Annotated in this window: 19 protein-coding genes; 5 read left to right on the forward strand and 14 right to left on the reverse strand. The window is 66.3% G+C overall.

Annotated elements, in window-relative coordinates; genetic code table 11:
• Positions 1-5: 5 nt before the first annotated feature.
• Positions 6-1,274: a cytochrome P450 gene (locus tag EKM57_RS01620; RefSeq protein WP_129790704.1), complete on the forward strand. Its 1,269-nt coding sequence runs from the start codon at positions 6-8 to the stop codon at positions 1,272-1,274.
• Between the two features lies 1 nt (position 1,275).
• Here EKM57_RS01620 and EKM57_RS01625 read toward each other — a convergent pair whose 3' ends face one another.
• The 5 genes from EKM57_RS01625 to EKM57_RS01645 form a co-directional block, all read right to left on the reverse strand.
• Complete coding sequence (locus tag EKM57_RS01625) at positions 1,276-1,692, reverse strand: DUF1801 domain-containing protein (protein WP_129790705.1); 417 nt, start codon at positions 1,690-1,692, stop codon at positions 1,276-1,278.
• 24 nt (positions 1,693-1,716) lie between these two features.
• Entirely contained in the window at positions 1,717-2,169 is a 453-nt protein-coding gene (locus EKM57_RS01630; protein WP_129790706.1) for a DUF1801 domain-containing protein, read from the reverse strand.
• 5 nt (positions 2,170-2,174) lie between these two features.
• Positions 2,175-2,357 (reverse strand): hypothetical protein, encoded by a 183-nt coding sequence (locus EKM57_RS01635; RefSeq protein ID WP_206185255.1) that lies wholly within the window; start codon positions 2,355-2,357, stop codon positions 2,175-2,177.
• Positions 2,358-2,454: 97 nt separating this feature from the next.
• Positions 2,455-2,865: an SRPBCC domain-containing protein gene (locus tag EKM57_RS01640; RefSeq protein ID WP_129790708.1), complete on the reverse strand. Its 411-nt coding sequence runs from the start codon at positions 2,863-2,865 to the stop codon at positions 2,455-2,457.
• Complete coding sequence (locus tag EKM57_RS01645; RefSeq protein WP_206185256.1) at positions 2,862-3,194, reverse strand: helix-turn-helix transcriptional regulator; 333 nt, start codon at positions 3,192-3,194, stop codon at positions 2,862-2,864. The genes EKM57_RS01640 and EKM57_RS01645 overlap by 4 nt, the downstream gene beginning before the upstream one ends.
• A 215-nt stretch (positions 3,195-3,409) precedes the next feature.
• Between EKM57_RS01645 and EKM57_RS01650 the strand changes: the two genes are divergently transcribed.
• Positions 3,410-3,739, forward strand: a complete 330-nt coding sequence (locus tag EKM57_RS01650) for a helix-turn-helix transcriptional regulator (protein ID WP_129790709.1) — start codon at positions 3,410-3,412, stop codon at positions 3,737-3,739.
• Positions 3,736-4,200: an SRPBCC domain-containing protein gene (locus EKM57_RS01655; RefSeq protein ID WP_129790710.1), complete on the forward strand. Its 465-nt coding sequence runs from the start codon at positions 3,736-3,738 to the stop codon at positions 4,198-4,200. Before EKM57_RS01650 ends, EKM57_RS01655 begins: the two co-directional genes overlap by 4 nt.
• Positions 4,201-4,284: 84 nt before the next feature.
• Here EKM57_RS01655 and EKM57_RS01660 read toward each other — a convergent pair whose 3' ends face one another.
• Complete coding sequence (locus EKM57_RS01660) at positions 4,285-5,355, reverse strand: aromatic ring-hydroxylating dioxygenase subunit alpha (protein ID WP_129790711.1); 1,071 nt, start codon at positions 5,353-5,355, stop codon at positions 4,285-4,287.
• Positions 5,356-5,439: 84 nt separating this feature from the next.
• Between EKM57_RS01660 and EKM57_RS01665 the strand changes: the two genes are divergently transcribed.
• A complete protein-coding gene (locus EKM57_RS01665; RefSeq protein ID WP_165357142.1) occupies positions 5,440-6,012 on the forward strand; it encodes a TetR family transcriptional regulator in 573 nt (190 codons plus the stop codon).
• 37 nt (positions 6,013-6,049) lie between these two features.
• Here EKM57_RS01665 and EKM57_RS01670 read toward each other — a convergent pair whose 3' ends face one another.
• The 8 genes from EKM57_RS01670 to EKM57_RS01705 form a co-directional block, all read right to left on the reverse strand.
• Positions 6,050-6,469: a VOC family protein gene (locus EKM57_RS01670; protein ID WP_129790713.1), complete on the reverse strand. Its 420-nt coding sequence runs from the start codon at positions 6,467-6,469 to the stop codon at positions 6,050-6,052.
• 71 nt (positions 6,470-6,540) lie between these two features.
• Positions 6,541-7,413: an AraC family transcriptional regulator gene (locus tag EKM57_RS01675; protein ID WP_129790714.1), complete on the reverse strand. Its 873-nt coding sequence runs from the start codon at positions 7,411-7,413 to the stop codon at positions 6,541-6,543.
• A 122-nt stretch (positions 7,414-7,535) separates the two neighbouring features.
• Positions 7,536-9,116: an alpha-amylase family glycosyl hydrolase gene (locus EKM57_RS01680; protein ID WP_206185257.1), complete on the reverse strand. Its 1,581-nt coding sequence runs from the start codon at positions 9,114-9,116 to the stop codon at positions 7,536-7,538.
• The gene (locus EKM57_RS01685; RefSeq protein ID WP_129790715.1) at positions 9,113-9,934 is read right to left on the reverse strand and encodes an alpha/beta hydrolase family protein; all 822 of its coding nucleotides are present in this window, start codon (positions 9,932-9,934) and stop codon (positions 9,113-9,115) included. The genes EKM57_RS01680 and EKM57_RS01685 overlap by 4 nt, the downstream gene beginning before the upstream one ends.
• On the reverse strand, positions 9,931-11,049 hold the full coding sequence (locus EKM57_RS01690; RefSeq protein WP_129790716.1) for an alcohol dehydrogenase catalytic domain-containing protein: 1,119 nt from the start codon (positions 11,047-11,049) through the stop codon (positions 9,931-9,933). Before EKM57_RS01690 ends, EKM57_RS01685 begins: the two co-directional genes overlap by 4 nt.
• Positions 11,046-11,858 (reverse strand): phytanoyl-CoA dioxygenase family protein, encoded by an 813-nt coding sequence (locus EKM57_RS01695; protein ID WP_129790717.1) that lies wholly within the window; start codon positions 11,856-11,858, stop codon positions 11,046-11,048. Before EKM57_RS01695 ends, EKM57_RS01690 begins: the two co-directional genes overlap by 4 nt.
• Before the next feature lie 122 nt (positions 11,859-11,980).
• Entirely contained in the window at positions 11,981-13,525 is a 1,545-nt protein-coding gene (locus tag EKM57_RS01700) for an MFS transporter (protein WP_129790718.1), read from the reverse strand.
• Between the two features lie 74 nt (positions 13,526-13,599).
• Complete coding sequence (locus EKM57_RS01705; protein WP_129790719.1) at positions 13,600-16,449, reverse strand: TonB-dependent receptor; 2,850 nt, start codon at positions 16,447-16,449, stop codon at positions 13,600-13,602.
• A 445-nt stretch (positions 16,450-16,894) separates the two neighbouring features.
• Here EKM57_RS01705 and EKM57_RS01710 point away from each other — a divergent pair, with 445 nt between their 5' ends.
• Entirely contained in the window at positions 16,895-18,736 is a 1,842-nt protein-coding gene (locus tag EKM57_RS01710; RefSeq protein ID WP_129790720.1) for an alpha-amylase family glycosyl hydrolase, read from the forward strand.
• Positions 18,737-18,739: the final 3 nt, after the last annotated feature.

Below are 18,739 nucleotides of genomic sequence, written 5' to 3' on the forward strand. Positions count from 1 at the left end.
TCGCGATGCACGAAGCGTCCATCCTCGCCTCGCGCAACGTGCTCCGGCCGTCGCCGCGGGGCCTCAAGGCCTGGTTCGCGCGACGGCTGGTAGGACTGATGCCTTTCGCCTTCCGACTGATGCGGCGCTTCAAGCCGATCGCGAAGATGGGCTCCCTGTATATCGCCACTCGGCACGACGACGTGCGCGAGCTGTTCGCCACCGACACCGCCTTCGCCGTCCCCTACAAGGCGAAGCTCGACGTCATCACCGGCGGCCAGCCTTTCTTCCTCGGCATGGGCGATACGCCGGACTACCGATCGGGTCTGAAGGCCATGCAGGACGTCGTGCGCGCGGACGACCTGCCGGTACTGGCGCAAGGGGCCGAGCAAAGGGCCGAGGCGCTGGTCCAGGCGGCCGGCGGCCGGATCGAGGTGGTCGGGCTCGTCCGGGACGTCACCTTCGGCCTGCTCGGCGACTATTTCGGCGTGCCCGAACCCGCGGCCGGAAGCCTGCAGATGTGGGCGACGCGGCTCTTCGAGTTCCAGTTCGCCGATTCCGGCGACAGCCCCGAGTTGCGGGCCCAGGTCGACGTGATCGCGCCCGCGATGCGCGCGCATGTCGCCGCCGAGATTGAGCGCCGCCGCAGCGCCGGCGGCGCGGGCGGCGCCTGGGGCGACGGCGGCAAGGACGACGTACTGGCGCGCTGCCTTGCCCTGCAGGCGGCAAGCGAGCCGGGTTACAGCGACGGCGAGATCCGGACCGCCCTGGTCTGCATGATGGTCGGCGGGCCGCCGCAGCCACCAATGGTCGTGCCGCAGGCGCTGGAGCAATTGCTTCGCCGGCCGGCGGCCCTGTCCGGAGCCCAGGCTGCGGCGCGCGACGGCGGCGACGAGGCGCTGCGCGGCTATGTCTGGGAAGCGATGCGGTTCGATCCGCTCGCGCCCGGCCTGCCGCGCGTGGCGACCCGGACCTGGACCCTGGCCCAGGGCACGAAGCGCGCGAGAGAGATCCCGGCCGGCGCGACCGTGCTCGCCGCCTTCGCCTCCGCAATGATGGATGAAAGGCGGGTACCCGATCCCCACACCTTCGATCCGCGGCGCACGCCCCATCAATATATCCATTTCGGCCATCGCCTCCACGAATGCTTCGGCCGGCACATCAACGGCGCGACGCTGCACCGCATGCTGAAGCCGCTGCTCAGGCGCGAGGGGCTGAGGCGCGCCCACGGCCGTGAAGGGCGGCTCAGCAAGAACGGGCCGTTCGCCGAACGGCTGGTGGTGGAGTGGGGGTGACCTAGTCCCTGCGCCGAGACGAGCCGCGCGCGCTCGACTGATTCAGCTTCACGGCTGCCCGGATCAGGGCCTTGAAGCCCTCCTCGTCGACCTCCTCGCCCTCGTGAAAATCGATGGCGCGCCTCGTATTTCCCTCGAGGCTGGAGTTGAACAGGCCTGAAGGATCATCGAGTGCGGCCCCCTTCGCAAAGGTCATCTTCACGACCTTCTTGTAGGTCTCACCGGTGCAGATCATTCCGTCGTGATACCACACCGGGACCCCACGCCATTTCCACTCCTCGATCGCGTCCGGATCGGTCTGCCTGATCAAGGCGCGGAGCCGGGAGAGCATCTCGCCCCGCCAGTCGCCGAGCTCGTTGATCCTCTGGTCGATCAGCTGGGAGGGAGTCCTTTCTTCCTCGGTCCCGCTCTTGCTCATGAGCTTTCTCCTTCGCGCTCCGCCCTACGGTATCCAGCCTGGCATCGCCGCAGCCTGCTTGATCCAGCTCGCCACCAGCGCTTCGTCGGGCTCGTCATCCTCGTAGATGTGGAAGTAGCGCGCATTCTCGTCCTTGGACTCGACGGGCGGGAGGGGTTTCAGCGATGCGCCGCGGAAGAAGGCCACTTTGATATATCTGTTGAAGCAGTGATAGCTGAGGAACCAGCCCTGGCCCTCGGCCCCATAGAATGGCGAGTTCCATTTGACCGCCTTTTGCACGCCCGGAACGGTGCGCTCGATCAGCGCGTCGAGACGGCGCCCGGCCTCGCTTTTCCAGCCCGGCATGGCGGCGATATAGGCCTGCACCGGGGCATCGCCGTCCCCCTTCGGGATCTGGGGGTTGCCACCCGAAAGAAGCTTCGGCTCACCGGTGCTCGGCTTAGCGGGTTTCGCCGGTTTCTTGGCGGTCTTGGCCATTTCGCTCACTCCTGCGTGCCGGTGCGCCGCCCGCTCCGCCGGCCGGCGACATAAGGCAGCACGAACAGATATAGTCCGGTGAGCAGCAGGAAGGCGAGCGGGACCAGGGCCAGAATTCCCACCCAGAGGGGCGGTTCGGCCTGGGACAAGGCGATGACGTTGATGATGACGGCCAGTGTGAACGCCATGGACAACCAGCGGTGAACCTGTCGAATGGACGTGTTCCAGTTCAATGGGACCTCCTTTGAAGACGAGCCGGTCCAGCCTCGCCCTGGGTCGGCGGATTCAGTCTATCCGTGCGAGAACCTGCTCCAGTCTCGCGAGGAAGCGCGGCCACCCGCTCTTGGCGCCGTGATAGTAATTCGGCTGATCGCGCCGGAAACCCGATTGCTCCATGCGCAGAAGGGTTCCGATTTGCGTCGGGGTGAGAGTCCAGGTCACGACGCTGCTGAGATCATCATCGCCCCAGGTATAGGACAAGGTCCTGTTCGGCTCGACTTCGAGGACCTCGCCGCCCACGGAACCCCAATCCGCGCGAAGAGCGAAACGGTGGCCCACGAGAGGCTTGAAGTCGTTGCGCATCAGCCACTCCTCCATCAGGTGCGGCTGCGTGAGCGCACGCCAGATCTTTTCCGGCGGATGGCCTATTTCTCGTTCGACAATGACAGACCGGGTTTCGGTGGCAGCATCGTTCATTGGTCCATCCTTTTCAGCAGGTCCTCGAGGTCGTCGAAGCGGCTTTCCCAGAATCCGCCCATCCGACTTGTCCAGTCGATCAGCGGGGACAGGGCGCTGGGTTGCGCGCTGTAATGCGTCTGGCGGCCTTCGTGTCGGTCGCACACCAGCCCGGCCTGTTTCAGCACCCCGAGATGCTTGGAGACGGCCGGCTGCGAGACGCCCGCTCGAGAGGTCAAAGCCCCGACTGTCTGCTCCCCGTCGCGGCACAGTCGCTCGAAAATGGCTCGACGCGTCGGATCGGCGAGCGTCTTGAAGAGGAGGTCGGGGCTGTACGGCATCAAACGCATAACTCGCTGGCTATGGATTGACCGATAACCCGCGAGTTATCTGTCCGTCAATGGCGAGCTGGCTCATACGGCGACAGCCGGCCGGTTCGCCCGCGCTGCGCGTCACTCGGCGGGCCTGACCCCCCGGGAGGGCCAGCATAGGGCGTAGCGAGCCTCCGATTCCCGCGGAATGAATAAGCATTGACTAATTAATTAGTTCGCGCTATTATCTCTGCATGATCGATGCCGCTCCCATCACTTCCGTCATGCGTGCGCTTGCCGATCCCACACGGCGCGCCGTTTTCGAGCGGGTCGTCTGCTCGGACGAGATCACCGTCGTCGAGCTGACGCGAGGGAGCGGCGTGACGCAAGGCGCCATTTCTCAGCACCTCAAGGCTCTGAAGCAGGCAGGCCTCGTCGCCGAGCGCCCGGAAGGCCGGAAGGTCTATTATCGCGCCCAGCCGGAAGGCCTTGAGCCGCTGGTCGACTGGATGAGCCATTACGGCGTCTTCTGGCGCGATCGCTTCGCAAATCTGAAAACACTGCTGAAGGAAATCGACCCATGAACGACGTCGCCTTGAAGCCCGATCTCCAGGACATCGTGGTCGACGAGGTCTTCCCGCACTCGCCGGAGACGATCTGGAAAACGCTGACCACCGCCGATCTGATGGGCCGCTGGCTTATGATGCCGACAGGCTTCGAACCGGTGGAAGGCAAGCACTTCACCTACCAGACCAAGCCGGCCGGAGCATGGGACGGCACCATTCACTGCCAGGTGCTGGAGGTGAAGCCGAACGAGCGTTTGGCCTATGCCTGGAAAGGCGGGCATGAAGGGAATGCCGGATACGGCTCCCCGCTCGACACGGTGGTCACATTCATCCTTTCCAGGGTCGAGAACGGCACGCGCCTTCGACTCATCCATTCCGGCTTCATCCTGCCGAAGAACGAGGCTGCGTTCGAGAATATGAGCAAAGGCTGGCAGAAGGTCGTGCAGCACATCGGCGCTATCGCCGACAGGAAAGACTGACGCGGCGCCGCTGGGACGGCCACGGTTTGGCAACGGCTGCGCGGGGCTCGAAGCGTCTCGAATCCGCTGGAAAGGCGAGTCGACCTAAGTCGCCGCGGAAGCCGCCATCCGGGCTTCGCCTCCGGCCTCGCGGTCCATCATCGCCTGCAGGATTCTTCGTCCGCGCACCGCATGGGTGTCGTTCCTGAGCAGATATTCGCCCGGTACGTCCTGGAGGCGGGTGATCATTCGCTCGATCGCGACGGCGGCGGCGATGTCCTCGCCGACCGGAACCTTGAGCATCTCGAACTTCGCTTCCAGCGGCGTGCTCTCGAGCGCGCCGTTCGCGAAGAAATAATAACAGCTATGCTTCGTCGCCGGCGTGACCGCGTGATAGACTCGGCCCGCGGCGATCAGCTCCCCGCCTCGCTCCGGATGATCGGCCGGGATTCGCGTCTCGTCTATGCCGGCGTGGAAGCCCGGAAAGAAGAAATCCATCTGAGACAGGCGGTCTACCGGGCCGTCATAATCGTTCCTGCTCGCCGAGACCGGCGCGCGCGGCACGCTCTTCATCTCGCGCCGGCTCGTCAGTCTCCGCGGAGTCTCCTCGCGCACTTCGGGCGTGGTCGCATTGGCGGCCTGGCCGATCGTGCTCGCGTGCAGAAAGGCGAGATGGCTGAGGTCGAGAAGATTGTCGTTCAATATTTGGTACCGCGCCTCGATCTCGTGAAAGTAGAACGGGGCATAATGGAAGCCCGGCTCGTTCATCCGGATTTCTTCCATGGTCGGCAGAAGCGCCTCGTCGGCCAGATCGGGATCTCCGCCCCATATCCATAGCCATTTCCAGCGCTCCGCCACCGGATAGGCGCGGATGCGATAGGCGGCCGGCACGTGGCTCTGCATCGGGATGCCGGTGCATTTGCCGTCCGGTCCGAAGGAGATCCCGTGATAGCCGCAGACCAGCTCGTCGCCGCGCAGGCAGCCCTGCGCCAGCGGAAAGTGGCGGTGGGGGCAACGCCCGCTCACGGCGACGGCCGTGCCATTCTCCTTGCGGTAGAGCGCGACGGGTTCGCCCAGGAGCCACCGCTCCAACGGGGTCCGTCCGATCTCGTCGGCCCAGGCCAGCACGTACCAGGCGTTTCGAACGGCGAAGGAACCGGGCTTGAAGGGATACACGAGTCTCTCCCGTCGATGGCGTAATCGAACATTGTTCGCTTTATCCCCGTTGGCCTATTCGCCGCGGACATGTCAAGGAGCGCCATGTCCTTCGCAAAGCTCGACAGAGACCGCATCCTTGGCGAAGCGCTCGCGCTGATGCGGGAAGAGGGGCTGCCGCAGGTCAGCCTGCGCAAGCTGTCGGTGCGCCTCGGCGTCAGCGTCTCCTCCCTCTACTGGCACGTCGAAGACAAGGATGCGCTCTTCGCGCTGATGTCGCACTTCATCTATCGTTCCTGTGTCGAAGCCGTGCCCGAAGCGGGAACTTGGCACGATTGGCTGCGCGGCTTTGCGCGGGCGCTGTGGCAGGCCCAGAGCCGCATGCCGGATACGCGTCAGCTGATCGTGATGACGGGCAGGAGCGGACACATGCGGCGCGAACGATCCGAAACGCGCCTCCGGATCCTGACGCTGCTGGAAGGCAAGGGCCTGCCCTCGGAAATGGCCGCAATGGCCTACAAGTCCACACACGCTTTGGTTACCGGCTGGACATTGCTCGCCTCTTCGACCTCTGCCTATGAACCCGCCGACCAGGCCGATTTCGAAAAGGCGTTCGACCTCCTGATCGAGGGCATAGCCGCCCAGGTGACGAAGCGGGAAAGCATCAGGGCCGGATAGGGCCGACGGAGCGCCGAACCGGCGGATTCTCCGATTCTCAGGCGAAAGTCACATGGCCCTGCTCGTCGATCGGCCATGCGGGATTCCAGGCTATCTCCCAGGCATGGTCGTCCGGGTCGGCGACATAGCCGCGAAAGCCGCCATGGGGCGGCGCGTCGCCCGGTCTCAGCACGCGGCCTCCGGCCCCGGCGAGCCGGTCGATGAGCCGGATCACCTCGTCCGCCGACGCCACATTGTGCGCCAGGCTGAAAGCGCCCGGCGTCGCAAGCCCGCGCCGCTGCATGTCCTCCTCAAGCTTCGCCGCCACCCAGGTGCCGAGGACGAAGCCGTTCATCTGGTAGAAGGCGATCTCGTCATTGTCGAAGGCAGGCAACCATCCGAACCCGCCCTTATAGAATCGCTTCGATCGCGCGAGATCCGCGACGCCGAGGGTGATGACCGCAATCTGCTGCTGCATGTTCCATATCCTCTCTTCTGTCAGCGTCGACGGCTCACGCCGTCGCCCTTCCTCCCCCTCGAGCGCGCATATCATCGACCCACCGCCTCCGGCTCCTGTCGTCGTCGGTGCGCCTGCCGATAGGCGCGCGGACTGACTCCGAAGCGGGCGTGGAAGGAGGCGGCGAAATGGGAAGGCGTGGCGAAGCCGAGTCCGTAGGCGATCTCGGCAATGCCGGAGTCGCCGGAAAGCAGGCGCCGTGCGGCCATGTGCAGCCGGTAGGTCCGCGCATAGTCGCCCCACGACATGCCGAGCTGCCGGCCGAAGCGGCGGCTGAAATAAGCCACGGAAAGTCCGCACAGGCTCGCCGCCTCGTCGATCGAAGGCGGATGAGCCGGATCGGCGCGCAGCCGCTCCATCGCCGGGCGAAGCCGCTCGAAGCCGGCATTCCGCGCCGGCATCGCCTCACCCTCGATCACCGGCGACCGGACCGCCGCCGCCGCGAGCAGCTCCACCAGGCCAGGAACAAGCGGGTCGGTGGTGCCGAGATCGGCGAGCCAGCCGGCGAGCGTTGCGATCCGCGCTCCGAGCCGCGGATCGGGCCGGGCGCAAAAGGGGCTCGCCAGACGCTCGAGCCCGGGGCGCTGCGCCAGCTCCTCGCCGGCGGCCGGGTCGATCTGGATCAGCACCCAGTCTCGCGCGCCGGCCGTCAAGGCAAAATCGTGCTGGTGCATGGACGGGATCGAGACGATGCAGCCGGGGGAAAGCGGATAGCGGCGATCGTCGGCGACGAAATGACCGCCCACCTGGCCGAACACGACCAGCTCGCACACGTCGTGATAATGCGGGAACGGGTCGGTCTCGGCGGCGTCCGCGCCGTGCACGACTCGCTCTGCGATCACGGTCGCGCCGGGTGCGAGCTCCACCGGCTCGCAAATCGGTCGGATCGGCACGTGCTCCGTCATTTCGCCTAGGTAGAGCGAAACATAGGACCCATGAACCCCGTGGCGCCGGTCCTGAACGATAGGATCTTGGATCCGAATCCCCGGTCCGAGTCCGTGAAGGCGAGTTACAGGACGAGGCGAGACTAGGGAGTCCCGAGCACCCTCACCTCCATCGGCGCGAGGGTCAGCGCCGCCGGCTCGACCGGGTCGCCCGAACCGAGCAGGTCGGTCCACGATCCGCCCAGTTCGGCGGGCAAGCTGGCCTGGGCCGGCGCCTCGCCGAGATTGGCGAGGATCAGGGTGCGCGCCCCTTCCTGCTCGCGCACGATGCACAGCATGGATGTCTCGTCCTGGCAAAGGACCCGCTGGCCGCCCGCCCGAAGCTCCGGCCGGCGCGCACGCAGCGAGAGCAGCGCGCGATACCAGTTGAACAGCGAGTCCGGGGCACTCGCCTGTTCCTCGACCGAGACGCCGTCGCCGCTGCGATTGTAGCGCTCGGTCCACCAGGGCCGGTCGCCGGCATACCAGATCGCCGAGCCGGGCGCCTCCAGGTCGCGGGTCCAGCGGAACGCCTCCCGGAGCGGTATGTGGTTTCCATCGGAAAAGCCGCCTTCGCGTGTCCGGCCGCGCATGCCGATCTCCTGTCCGTAATAGATGAGCGGCTCGCCCCGCAGCAGCAGGCTCAGTGCGGCGCCGGCGCGGGCGCGCGCCGGATCTTCCTCGACGAGGGTCATGAATCGGTCGGTGTCGTGATTTTCCAGGAAGAGGATCTGACCCTTGTTGGCCGGGGTGCGCCCTTCCATCTCGCGCAGCGCCGTCAGAATCTCGCCTTTGTCGAGGTGGGTGAGCGCGCCGCGCAGCGGAAAGGCGAAGACCAGATCGGCATCGCCGCGCGTCAGCCAGTCGTCGCCATAGCCCCAGTCGGCCTGCTCGGCGATGATCCGGGCTTCGGGATTGCGCTCCCGAACCGCGCTGAAGATCGGCGCCCAGAATTCGGCGAAGAGATTGGTGAGGCGGCCCTTATGATCCAGATCGTCCATCATGTGATCGATGCGGAAGCCGTCCACGCCGTCACGCAGGCTGCCGTCGCCGTGCGGGTCAAGCCAGAACAGGAAGAGCCGCTCGAAATAGCGCCTGACTTCCTCGCGGCGCATGTCGACCATGGCGATGCCGATATGGGTGCCGTCATAGCTCGGCCAGGCGGGAAAGCTGAGGAACGGCTCGGGCTCGACATTGCCGGGCAGGTTCCAAAGCACGTAGCCGCTGTGGGGCGAATCCGGATTGCCCCGCGCCTCGTCCAGCCAGGGATGGCCGTCGGCGACATATTGGATCTCCTGGTCGAGATAGACCTTGAGCCCGCGCTGGTGCGCCGCGCGCACGAAGGCGAAATAATCCTCCATCGTGCCGTAATCGCTGTCGATGGCCTCGAAATCGGTCGCGAAGTAATTGTGGTAGAAAGGCGAAGGCTGGAGCGGCGTCAGCAGGATCGAGGTGACGCCGAGCGAGACGAGATGATCGAGCTTCTCGGTCAGGCCCGGCAGGTCGCCCTGGCGATCGCCATTGGCGTCGCGGAAACTGCGCATGAAGATGTGGTAGAAGACCTCTTCGCCCGCCGCCGCCCGTGCGGGCGCCGGGGCCGGTGCCTGCTGCACCGTCGCTGCCGACGGCGCGCCCGCTACGGCCAGGCAGGCCGCCACGATCCAGAGCTTCATCCCGATCTTCATCCACTGCCCTCCTCACTCAACACCCTGCCGAAGAAGACCAAAGTGTCCGCCACCGCTCGGGACCAATAGGGCCAGTCATGGCCGCCTTCGGATTCCTCGTAGATGTGCGCGATCCCGGCCTCGTCGAGCGCGCGGTGCAGCGCCCGGTTTCCCTCGAGATACGGGTCGGCCAGCCCGCAATCGAAGCGCAGCGGCGGCACGGGTCCGGAGGCGCCGAGCAGCGCCGCGAGCACCGTGCGATCCACGGGCGCCTCGCTCCAGCCACCGCGCGATTCCTCGATCAGCGAGTCCAGCTCGGCGGCGTCGGTGATCGACGAATGACCCGCGGCCGCAAGGATTCGACGGGGATGCTTCCCGGCCAGCCGCAACGCGCCGAACCCGCCCATGCTGAGCCCCGCAACCAGCATCGGGGATCCTCTGGTGCAGCCGGCGCAGACTTGGCGGGCCGCCGCCGGCACTTCGTCGAGGACCCAGCGCTCGAAATCCTGCAGAGGATGGGCGACATAGCCCGAGCCGTCCCCCCACAGCCCGTCCGAGGGCATGGCGAGAATGACGGGAGGAAGCAACCCCTGCGCGATCAGCCGCGCGGCTGTCACATGCGCGCCGCCCTTCAGCGCCCACGCCCAGTGCGAGCCATAGACGCCGTGGAGCAGCAGCACGAGCGGCACGTCCATCCGCCCCTCCGCCTCCGGTGGGACGAAGAAGCTGATATCCGCCCGCTGGCCCAATGCGGCGCTCTTGACCGTGACGAAGCGCAAGCCTTCCGCGGAAATGGCGGGATCTGACAGTTCGATCGTCCGGAAGGGCGCGGTGCTCATCCGATCCGGATCACGCTCTTGGCGGTGCGACCCGCCAACATGTCGTCCATCGCCGCCCCCAGCGCTTGCAGTTCATATTCACGGGTGATGAGCGGGCCCAGCTGGAGCTGGCCCTCGGCCGCCCAGCGGAACAGGCGCGGGAAGTCGCGCTCCGGCACGCAACCGCCGTAGAGCGGCGCCATGTAGCGCTTGTTCCAGAAGAAGTCCGGCATCGTCACGGCGACCTCGCCGTGGGCGCCGCTGACCTGCAATGCATTGCCGCCGTTGCGCGTCAGGCGCAGCGGCAGAAAGGCGAGCGCGGCGACGCCCGTCGCCTCGAACGCATGGTCGACGCCGCGCCCGCCGCTGAGCGCGCGTACCCTTGCGACGAGCGCCTCATGACCCGCATCGTCCTCGTCCGCGAACACCAGGCTGTCGGCGCCGAAGGCGCGTGCCCGCTCGAGCGCTTCCTGACGCCGATCGATCGCGATGATCCGGCCGGCCGCGGCGATCCGCGCGCCCTGGATGACGTTGAGCCCGACGCCGCCGCAGCCGATCACGGCCACCGTCTCGCCGGGCTGAACTCTCGCGACGTTCATGACCGATCCGACGCCGGTCATCACTGCACAGCCCAGGATGCACGCTTGCTCGGGCGGCAGCATGGCGGGAAGCGGCGTCACCGCCTCGGCGCGCACCACGCTGTGATGGGAGAAGGTGCCGAGGTGGAAGGACCGTTCGACCGGCCGGCCGCGCCACATCGTCGCGCCCGCATGGGCGCGGCTGGTGCCGAAAAAGTCCGGGTCGCTCTCCTGCGTGCGGTCGCACAAGGCCGCTGCGCCGGACGCGCATTGCCCGCAGGTGCCGCAGGGTATCGCCCAGTTGAGCAGGACGGCCTGGCCTGGCTCCAGCTTATCGACGCCGTCGCCGATCGCCTCGACATGGCCAGCTCCTTCGTGGCCAAGCACCATCGGTCCGGGCCAGGCGAGCGACGCATGATCGGTATGGCACAGGCCCGCCGCGGTCAGCCGCACCCGTACCTCGCCGGGGCCGGGGGGCGCGACCTCGATCTCGTCGAGGACGAACCCGCCCCGCCCGTCGGACAGTGCGGCGAGGCCGCTGACGGGCCGAGCCGTCACGCCGTCCGCTCGAACAGGACCGGATTGTTCGGCGTGTCGATCACCTCGCCGACCGCGGCGCCGGGGCACCAGCGCTCCCAATCGGCCTGCTGCATATGGTTGGTCGGTGCCTTGAGGCGCATGTCGCGATCCATGTAGATAATGGTCATCACCGACCGGGGACGGTCGGTGCGGTTCGGACCGGCGCGATGGAAGGTCCAGCCGAGGTGGAAGCTGATCTCGCCCAGGTCGAACGGTGCGTCGAACAGGCGGAAGCCGTGCCGTTCCATATCCTCGGTGATCGCCCGTTCGCTTTCGTCCGAAATGCCCAGGTCGCGGCCGAACTCCACTTCCTGGCTTCCTGCGAAGAAGGCCAGCGGCCCCATCTCCTGCGGCACCGCCTGGAGCGGCACCCAGGCGGTGATCGTGCGGTCGGTCTCGAGCGGCCAGTAATATTGGTCGGCATGGGCCGGGGTGATGCCGCCGCCCGGCTCCTTGTAGAGCGCCTGGTCGTGGTAGAGGCGAACGCCCCTGGTGCCGAGCAGGTCGGTGGCGATCTGCGCAAGGCGCTTGCCGAAGACGAACTCGCGCGCGAGCCCGCCATGCTCCCACAGATTCATGATCTGGAGAAAGGCCTTGTCGTAGGTCGAGCGCTCCTCGAGCGGCAGGGTCTGGGTATTGAGCGCGATGGTGAGCCGGGTGATCTCCTCGCCGTAATGAGCGAGCTCCTCGGCGTTGAAGACGTTCTTGAGGCGGATGAAACCATCGCGGCGGAAGGCGGCGACCTGCGCCGCCGAAACCGAATAGGGCCGGTCGAGGTCGATGCTCATATATCCTCTCCACGCGCTCATGTCCCGGCGCGATGACGATCTGTCTTCTTTCCAGGATAGCGCTTCGGATGCGTCGATTCACTCTCTACGGCTGTCGTCCGCTCGCAGAAAAACTGTCAAATTCATGACCTCTGCGTCGCCAGCGGCTCGCCGGGCGGCGCAGCCGCGTTGGGCCCGTTCAGACGCAGGCTCGCCAGGCCGGCCGCCACCATGAAGCCCCCGGCGATCAGGAAGGACACGATCGGTGCATCCGGGTAGAGGTGGCGCGACAGCGTTCCCATCACCGCCGATACGACGAGCTGCGGCAGGACGATGAACAGGTTGAAGAGGCCCATATAGATTCCGAGCTTCGCCTGCGGCAGCGCACCGCACAGGATCGCATAGGGCACGGTGAGGATCGACGCCCAGGCCATGCCGATGCCGACCATCGGGAGCAGCAGCAGTTCGGGGCTGCGGATCAAGGCGAAGGAAGCGAGCGCGAGCCCGCCGAGGGCGAGGTTGGCAAGGTGCAGCCGCGCCAGCCCCAGCCGCGCCGCCAGACCCGGCAGGATGAAGGCGTAGAGTGCGGCAATGCCGTTATAGACGGCGAACAGCACACCGACCCAGTCGGCGCCGTCATTATAGCTTTGGGTCGTCGGGTCTGCCGACCCGAACTGGTAGCGGGTCACGACCGGCGTGGCGTAGATCCACATGACGAACAAGGCGAACCAGGACAGGAACTGGATCAGCGCGAGCTGCCGCATCGTCGGCGGCATGGCCCAAAGGTCGCTGAGGATTTGCCCCAGCATCGTCGGCGCCGCCCGCTGCCGCATCCGCCAGGCGCTGTAGATCTGCGCCGCGCCGAAGGCGGCGAGGCCGAAGCCCAATATGTAGAGCGGCTTGTCCAGCCCGAGCCAGGCGACCAGCGCCACATTGGCCGTGCCGACCAGGATGCAGGCGATCGCGAAGCCCGTCGGCGGGACCGCATCGGGCCGGGCCGGGGCATGCTCGACCGTCTCGCCGAAGTCGGCGAGCTGCCGGGGCGAATATTCGCGGGTCGAAAGCACCGTCCACAACACCGCCGCCAGGAAAGCCGCCGCGCCGCCATAGAAGGCATAGCGCACCGAATCCGGAATGGCCCCTGCCGGCGCCGTGTTGTCGACGCCGAACAGGTTGGTCAGGATCGCCGGGGTCAGCGACGCGACCACGGCGCCCGAGCCGATGAATGCGGTCTGGAAGGCATAGCCCTTCGTCCGCTGCCGATCGTCCAGCATGTCGCCGACGAAGGCGCGGAAGGGCTCCATCGCGACGTTGATCGAGGCGTCGAGGATCCAGAGCAGTCCCGCCGCGACCCACAGCACGGGCGCATTGGGCATGAAGATGAGCGCGAACGAGGCCAGGATCGCGCCAGCCAGGAAATAGGGCCGCCGCCGTCCCATCCGCCACCAGGTGCGGTCGCTCATATAGCCGATCACCGGCTGGACGAGCAGTCCGGTCACCGGACCCGCCACCCACAGGATCGGCAGATCGTCGATCGAGGCGCCGAGCGTCTGGAAGATGCGGCTTACGTTGGCGCTCTGCAGCGCGAAGCCGATCTGGATCCCGAAGAAGCCGAAGGAAATGTTCCACAGGCCGAGGAAGCTGAGCAACGGCTTCCTCGCTCCTGGCGCAGCGGCGCTGCTCGCCATCCAATCTCCTCTCGCATCCGGCCCCGGCAGGACCAGACCGTTCCAACCGGAAACGGCCCGGCTTCGCTTGGCCGTCAGAACCGGTAGGTCGCCCCGGCGTAGAACTGGCGGCCGAAATATTGCAACGTCCCGGTCTGCGCTTCCTGCGCGAAATAGGAGCGGGTCGGCGCGTCGGTCAGGTTGTTGCCCTGCACGTACAGGGTCAGTCCCTCGAGCGCGCTATTCTCCTGGAAGCTGTAGGAGATCTGCGCGTCGACGACCGTTTCCGAAGCATTGTTGGTGATCTGCTCGTTCAGGCCGAATTGGGGCGCCACGAAACCGCTGCGGTAGCGGACCCCGACCCGGGCGGCGAAGCCGTTCCTGTCGTAGAAGAGGGTCGGGTTGAAGACGTGCTTCGACAGGCCTGGAAGCGGGATGGTCAGCGAGTTGCCGGACAGGCTGTTGGTGATGTCGAGGCTGCTCTGCGAATAAGCGTAGTTCATCGTCACGCCGAGCCCGTCGAGCGGTGCCGGCAGCTCGGCGAAGGTCCGGGTGAACTGCGCCTCGAAGCCGTAGACATGGCCGCCCTGGCCGTTGATCGGTGCGAAGAGCGGCCCGTTCGGCAGAACCGTCGCATTGGGTGGCGCATCGGGCGGGAGCGGCGGAAAGGTGAAGCCGGCGCCGGCAAAGTCGAAGTCATCGATGGTGCCGCCGACGATGAAGGTCTCCAGGTCCTTGTAAAATGTGCTGAGCACCAGGATGCCGGTATTGCCGAAATAATGCTCGTAGGCGAAATCGAACATGTTCGCCCGGAACGGACGCAGCAGCGGATTGCCGCCGTTGCCGCTTGGCCGGTAGACACCGCCGCCGATATTCGAAAGATTGAGACTGATCGTCCCGCCCAGATCGAAGAAGCGCGGACGGCTGAGCTGGCGCGAAGCGCTCAGGCGGATTCGGTCCGCCTCGCCCAGTTCCAGGATCAGATTGGCCGACGGCAGCACGTCCAGATAGGAATCGCCGACCGTCACGTCGTAGCGGGTCGCGTCGCCGGGGACGGTCGGATCGTCGAGCGAGCTGGTCGAGCTCTGGTCGGTGTGGACGACGCGCACCCCCACATTGCCGCGGAAGTTCAATCCGCCGACCACTGAATCGAAGTTGAGCTGAACGAAGCCGGCCCAGACATCCTCCTCGACGATGAAGCTCTGGTCGCGCGTGAATCCGAAGCTCTGGTCCGGCACCCGGTCCGGTCCGACGAACTCGTCGAGCAGGCCGTCAATGTCGACGGCCATGAAGTCCGGGAAGCCCGCCTTGGCGAAACCGCCCTTGAATCCGGCCAGTTCGAACAGGTTGGAGGGGATGGCGACATTGTCGGCGATGCCGAACGATCCGAACGAGGTCCGGATGCGCTCGGCCTTGCGGGTCGAATAACGTGCGCCGGCCTGGATGGAGCGGAAGAACGGGCCGCTCAGGTCGACGTCGAGGCTCGCGGCGAAGGCGATCAGTTCGTCATCGTCCTCGCGCGGCACGATGTAGAAACCCTGGAAGCGGTTGAGCTCGGGATCCGTGAAGTCGTGATTTATCGCCACGTCCGGGAGGTCGAGCCCGTTCAGGCGATAATCGACGACGAGCGCGCCCGGTATGCCGCTGAGGCGTCTGAAGCTGCCGTCGGCATTGCGCTGGTAGGCATTCACGTTGACGCCGGTGTCGACGAAGTAGCTGTTCGCGCGCGAATAGCTAGCGTCCAGGCTCAAGGTGACGCGCTCGCCGAAGTCCTGCTGGAAGTTGGCGGCGATCGTGTAGAGCTCGTCTCGGTCGCTTTCGTCCTGGTTCACGGATTCGACGTCGACGCCGTTGCCGCTGATGAAGCGTCCGCCGACGATCGCGCTATTCTCGACGATCGGATCCTGCAGGGTACCAAGCTCGATATTGCCGTTCTGGGTGCCCAAGGCCCGCACCCCGCGGCGGCGAACGTCCGAGCGGAAGCGAGAATAATAGCCATCGATGAGGAATCGGGTGCTTTCGGTCGGCTCGTACTGGATGACGCCGAGCACGCCGTCGCGTGTTTCCTTGCCGCCGAACTGGATCATCTCGAACCCGAAGCTGACTCCGTCGCGCACGCCGTCATTGTCCAGGTCGACGGCATTGCCGCCGCCATTGGCGCCGCTGGGCGTGTAGTCGAAGCCGACGAAGCGGGTGGCCACGTTGGGCTGGACGAGGCGCGCATAGCCGAGCGCGACGCCGAGCGTGTCGTTGAGCAGCTTGGCCTGGACCGAGACCGAGGCGCGATAGCCGAACTCGTCGGCGTCCGGGCTCTGATTGGCGCGGTCGTTATAGCTGCCGCGCAGGTTGACCGAGACCGAGAATGGGTCGCGCTGGTCGAGCGGCCGGGCCGTCTGAAGCTCGATCTTGCCGGCGATGCCGCCCTCGATGAGCGAGGCCATGGGCGATTTGTAGACCGCGGCCTGGGACAGGAGTTCCGAGGGATATTGGTCGAATTCGATCGTGCGCAGGCCGCTGGTCGAGACCTGTTCGCGCCCGTTCAGGGTCGCCGAAACCAGATCCTGGCTGAGGCCGCGCACATTGATCGCGCTCGCCTGCCCGCCGGTACGCTGCGAGGTGACGCCGGGCAGGCGGGCGAGCGCCTCGGCGATCGACACGTCGGGAAGGCCCGCAATGTCTTCGGCCGATACGGCGTCGAGGATGATGTCGGCGTTTCGCCGGGCGGCGATGGAATTTTCAAGGCTGGCGCGAAAGCCGGTCACGACGATCGAATCGTCGGCCTCGGCCGCAGCGGCGCCGGCGCTCGCGGCCTCGTCCGGCGGGCCCTGCGCGGGCGCAGGCTCGACTTCCTGGGCCAAGGCCGGAGTCGCGGCACCGATGAACAGCGCCAGCGTCGCGGCATCGCGCAACAGGCGAGCCCGGCGCGAATCGAATGAATGTCTCATATCCCCCCTCCTCTCGCAGCCGGCGAACTCTGGCCCGGCTCAGCCGAATTCTTCTCTTGCCCATTGGCCTCGAAAAGGCCGGCTGGGGCATCGGCTCCGATCGGGAAGCGCGGCGCCTGCCGCCCTCCGCTCGTTCCGTTGCCGCGTCTGCTTCGCGGTTCTCTTTCGCAAATAACTGCAAACGATTGGGCGGACGCGCAAGAGAAAAATGCCTCTGAGGCAGGAAATGTGCTGCTGCTGCCCGCCGGGTCGACAGCCAGAGCCAATTCTATAGCGTTGATCTTTCAATGTAATTGAACGTTGCCATATCGTTGCGCCGCAGGCGGGGTTGACGGCGCCGCGCGGCTTGCAAATAATTGCAAACGTCAGCAAGCCTTTCCGCCGGGACGCTCCCGCGCAATGAAGGGACCAGGGGGGAATCGTCATCGGCGAGTCGCGGCATCGGATGAGACGCACGGGCCGGAGGCTGGCGCTGACGCTGGTCGGCCTGCTCGGCTGCGTCGGCGCGGCGACCGCTCAGTCGACCGCCCCCGCCTCGTTCCGGGACCGGGTTCCGGAGGACGAATTCATCTATTTCGTGCTTCCCGACCGGTTCGAGAATGGCGATCCGGCGAACGATCGCGGCGGCCTTGCGGGCGGACGGCTCCAGCACGGCTTCGACCCCGCGCACAAGGGCTTCTACCACGGCGGTGACCTTCGCGGTCTGACCGATCGGCTCGATTACATACAAGGCCTGGGGGCCACCGCCATCTGGCTGGGGCCGATCTACCGCAACAAGCCCGTCCAAGGTCCGCCGGGGCAGGAATCGTCCGGCTATCACGGCTATTGGATCACCGATTTCCTGGACGTCGATCCTCATCTCGGCTCGCGCGACGAGCTGGAGCGCTTCGTCGATGCCGCCCATGCGCGGGGGATGAAGGTCTATCTCGACATCATCACCAATCACACCGCCGACGTCATCCGCTATCGCGACTGCGCGACGCCCGTCTGCCCCTATCGCAGCCATGCCGATTATCCTTATTCGCGACGGGGAGGCCCGGACGGCGCGCCGATCAACCCCGGCTTCGCCGGCGTGGATGCCGGGCATCGGACGTCCGACAATTTCGCGCGACTGACGCGGCCGGACTTCGCCTACCGGCCTTATGTCCCGGCCGGCGAGGAGGATGTGAAGTCACCGGCCTGGCTCAATGACCCGATCTTCTATCACAATCGCGGAGATACGACGTTCCAGGGCGAATCCAGCCGCTTCGGAGACTTTGCAGGGCTCGACGATCTGTTCACGGAGAATCCCCGCGTCGTTCAGGGCATGATCGAGATTTTCGGCCGGTGGATCGACGATTTCGGGATCGACGGATTCCGGATCGACACCGCCCGCCACGTCAATCCGGAATTCTGGCAGGCCTTCGTCCCCGCGATGCTGGAGCGCGCCCGCGCACGCGGCATCCCGAACTTCCACATCTTCGGGGAAGCCTTCGATCCCGATCCGGGCGCGCTGGCGGCCTTCACCCGCATCGACCGCTTCCCCACCGTCCTCGATTTCGCCTTCCAGTCCGCGGTGACCGAGGTCGTCGCTCGCGGCGCGCCGACCGAACGCCTGACGCGGCTGTTCCAGGCCGACGCGCTCTACGAGGGCGGGGAAGCGACGGCGCGGCGCCTCCCCACCTTTCTCGGCAATCACGACATGGGGCGCTTCGCCTTCTTCGTGCGCCAGGCCAATCCGCAAGCGAGCGACGAGGAATTGCTGAAGCGCGTGACGCTCGGTCATGCGCTGCTGATGTTCGCGCGCGGCGTGCCGACCATCTATTATGGCGACGAGCAGGGTTTCACCGGCGACGGCGGCGATCAGGATGCGCGCGAGGACATGTTCCCCAGCCGTGTCGCTTCCTACAACGACAACCGCCTGGTGGGCACGACGGCGACGACGGCGCAGGCGAATTTCGACACCGGCGCTCCGCTCTACCGCGCCATCGCGGGCATGGCCGCGATCCGCGCCGCCGATCCCGCGCTGCGACGCGGCGAGCAGAGGGTGCTGGCCGCCTCGACCGAAGGGCCAGGCCTGTTTGCCATCAGCCGCCGTTCGCCGGAAGGCGGCGAGACGCTGGTCGCCTTCAACACGGGCATGGAGCCGCTCGCGGTCAACCTCTGGATTTCGGCCGACCTCGAGCGCTTCCGGACGGTGCACGGCCGCTGCGCTCCCCGCATTTCCGCCCCGGGCAGCTACCCGGTCGAGATCCCGCCCCTCGCTTATGTGATCTGCCGCTCCGAGCGGCCCGGAGACTCGCGTTGAATC

This window comes from Sphingosinicella sp. CPCC 101087, assembly GCF_004151485.1.
Taxonomy (GTDB): Bacteria; Pseudomonadota; Alphaproteobacteria; order Sphingomonadales; family Sphingomonadaceae; genus Allosphingosinicella.

What these genes read in the sequence shown, in the direction of transcription:
- EKM57_RS01620 (WP_129790704.1), top strand. Translation starts at nt 6, where the DNA reads ATGCACGAAGCGTCCATCCTCGCCTCGCGCAACGTGCTCCGGCCGTCG.
- EKM57_RS01625 (WP_129790705.1), bottom strand. Translation starts at nt 1,692, where the DNA reads ATGAGCAAGAGCGGGACCGAGGAAGAAAGGACTCCCTCCCAGCTGATC.
- EKM57_RS01630 (WP_129790706.1), bottom strand. Translation starts at nt 2,169, where the DNA reads ATGGCCAAGACCGCCAAGAAACCGGCGAAACCCGCTAAGCCGAGCACC.
- EKM57_RS01635 (WP_206185255.1), bottom strand. Translation starts at nt 2,357, where the DNA reads ATGGCGTTCACACTGGCCGTCATCATCAACGTCATCGCCTTGTCCCAG.
- EKM57_RS01640 (WP_129790708.1), bottom strand. Translation starts at nt 2,865, where the DNA reads ATGAACGATGCTGCCACCGAAACCCGGTCTGTCATTGTCGAACGAGAA.
- EKM57_RS01645 (WP_206185256.1), bottom strand. Translation starts at nt 3,194, where the DNA reads ATGCGTTTGATGCCGTACAGCCCCGACCTCCTCTTCAAGACGCTCGCC.
- EKM57_RS01650 (WP_129790709.1), top strand. Translation starts at nt 3,410, where the DNA reads ATGATCGATGCCGCTCCCATCACTTCCGTCATGCGTGCGCTTGCCGAT.
- EKM57_RS01655 (WP_129790710.1), top strand. Translation starts at nt 3,736, where the DNA reads ATGAACGACGTCGCCTTGAAGCCCGATCTCCAGGACATCGTGGTCGAC.
- EKM57_RS01665 (WP_165357142.1), top strand. Translation starts at nt 5,440, where the DNA reads ATGTCCTTCGCAAAGCTCGACAGAGACCGCATCCTTGGCGAAGCGCTC.
- EKM57_RS01670 (WP_129790713.1), bottom strand. Translation starts at nt 6,469, where the DNA reads ATGCAGCAGCAGATTGCGGTCATCACCCTCGGCGTCGCGGATCTCGCG.
- EKM57_RS01675 (WP_129790714.1), bottom strand. Translation starts at nt 7,413, where the DNA reads ATGACGGAGCACGTGCCGATCCGACCGATTTGCGAGCCGGTGGAGCTC.
- EKM57_RS01680 (WP_206185257.1), bottom strand. Translation starts at nt 9,116, where the DNA reads ATGAAGATCGGGATGAAGCTCTGGATCGTGGCGGCCTGCCTGGCCGTA.
- EKM57_RS01685 (WP_129790715.1), bottom strand. Translation starts at nt 9,934, where the DNA reads ATGAGCACCGCGCCCTTCCGGACGATCGAACTGTCAGATCCCGCCATT.
- EKM57_RS01695 (WP_129790717.1), bottom strand. Translation starts at nt 11,858, where the DNA reads ATGAGCATCGACCTCGACCGGCCCTATTCGGTTTCGGCGGCGCAGGTC.
- EKM57_RS01700 (WP_129790718.1), bottom strand. Translation starts at nt 13,525, where the DNA reads ATGGCGAGCAGCGCCGCTGCGCCAGGAGCGAGGAAGCCGTTGCTCAGC.
- EKM57_RS01705 (WP_129790719.1), bottom strand. Translation starts at nt 16,449, where the DNA reads ATGAGACATTCATTCGATTCGCGCCGGGCTCGCCTGTTGCGCGATGCC.
- EKM57_RS01710 (WP_129790720.1), top strand. Translation starts at nt 16,895, where the DNA reads ATGAGACGCACGGGCCGGAGGCTGGCGCTGACGCTGGTCGGCCTGCTC.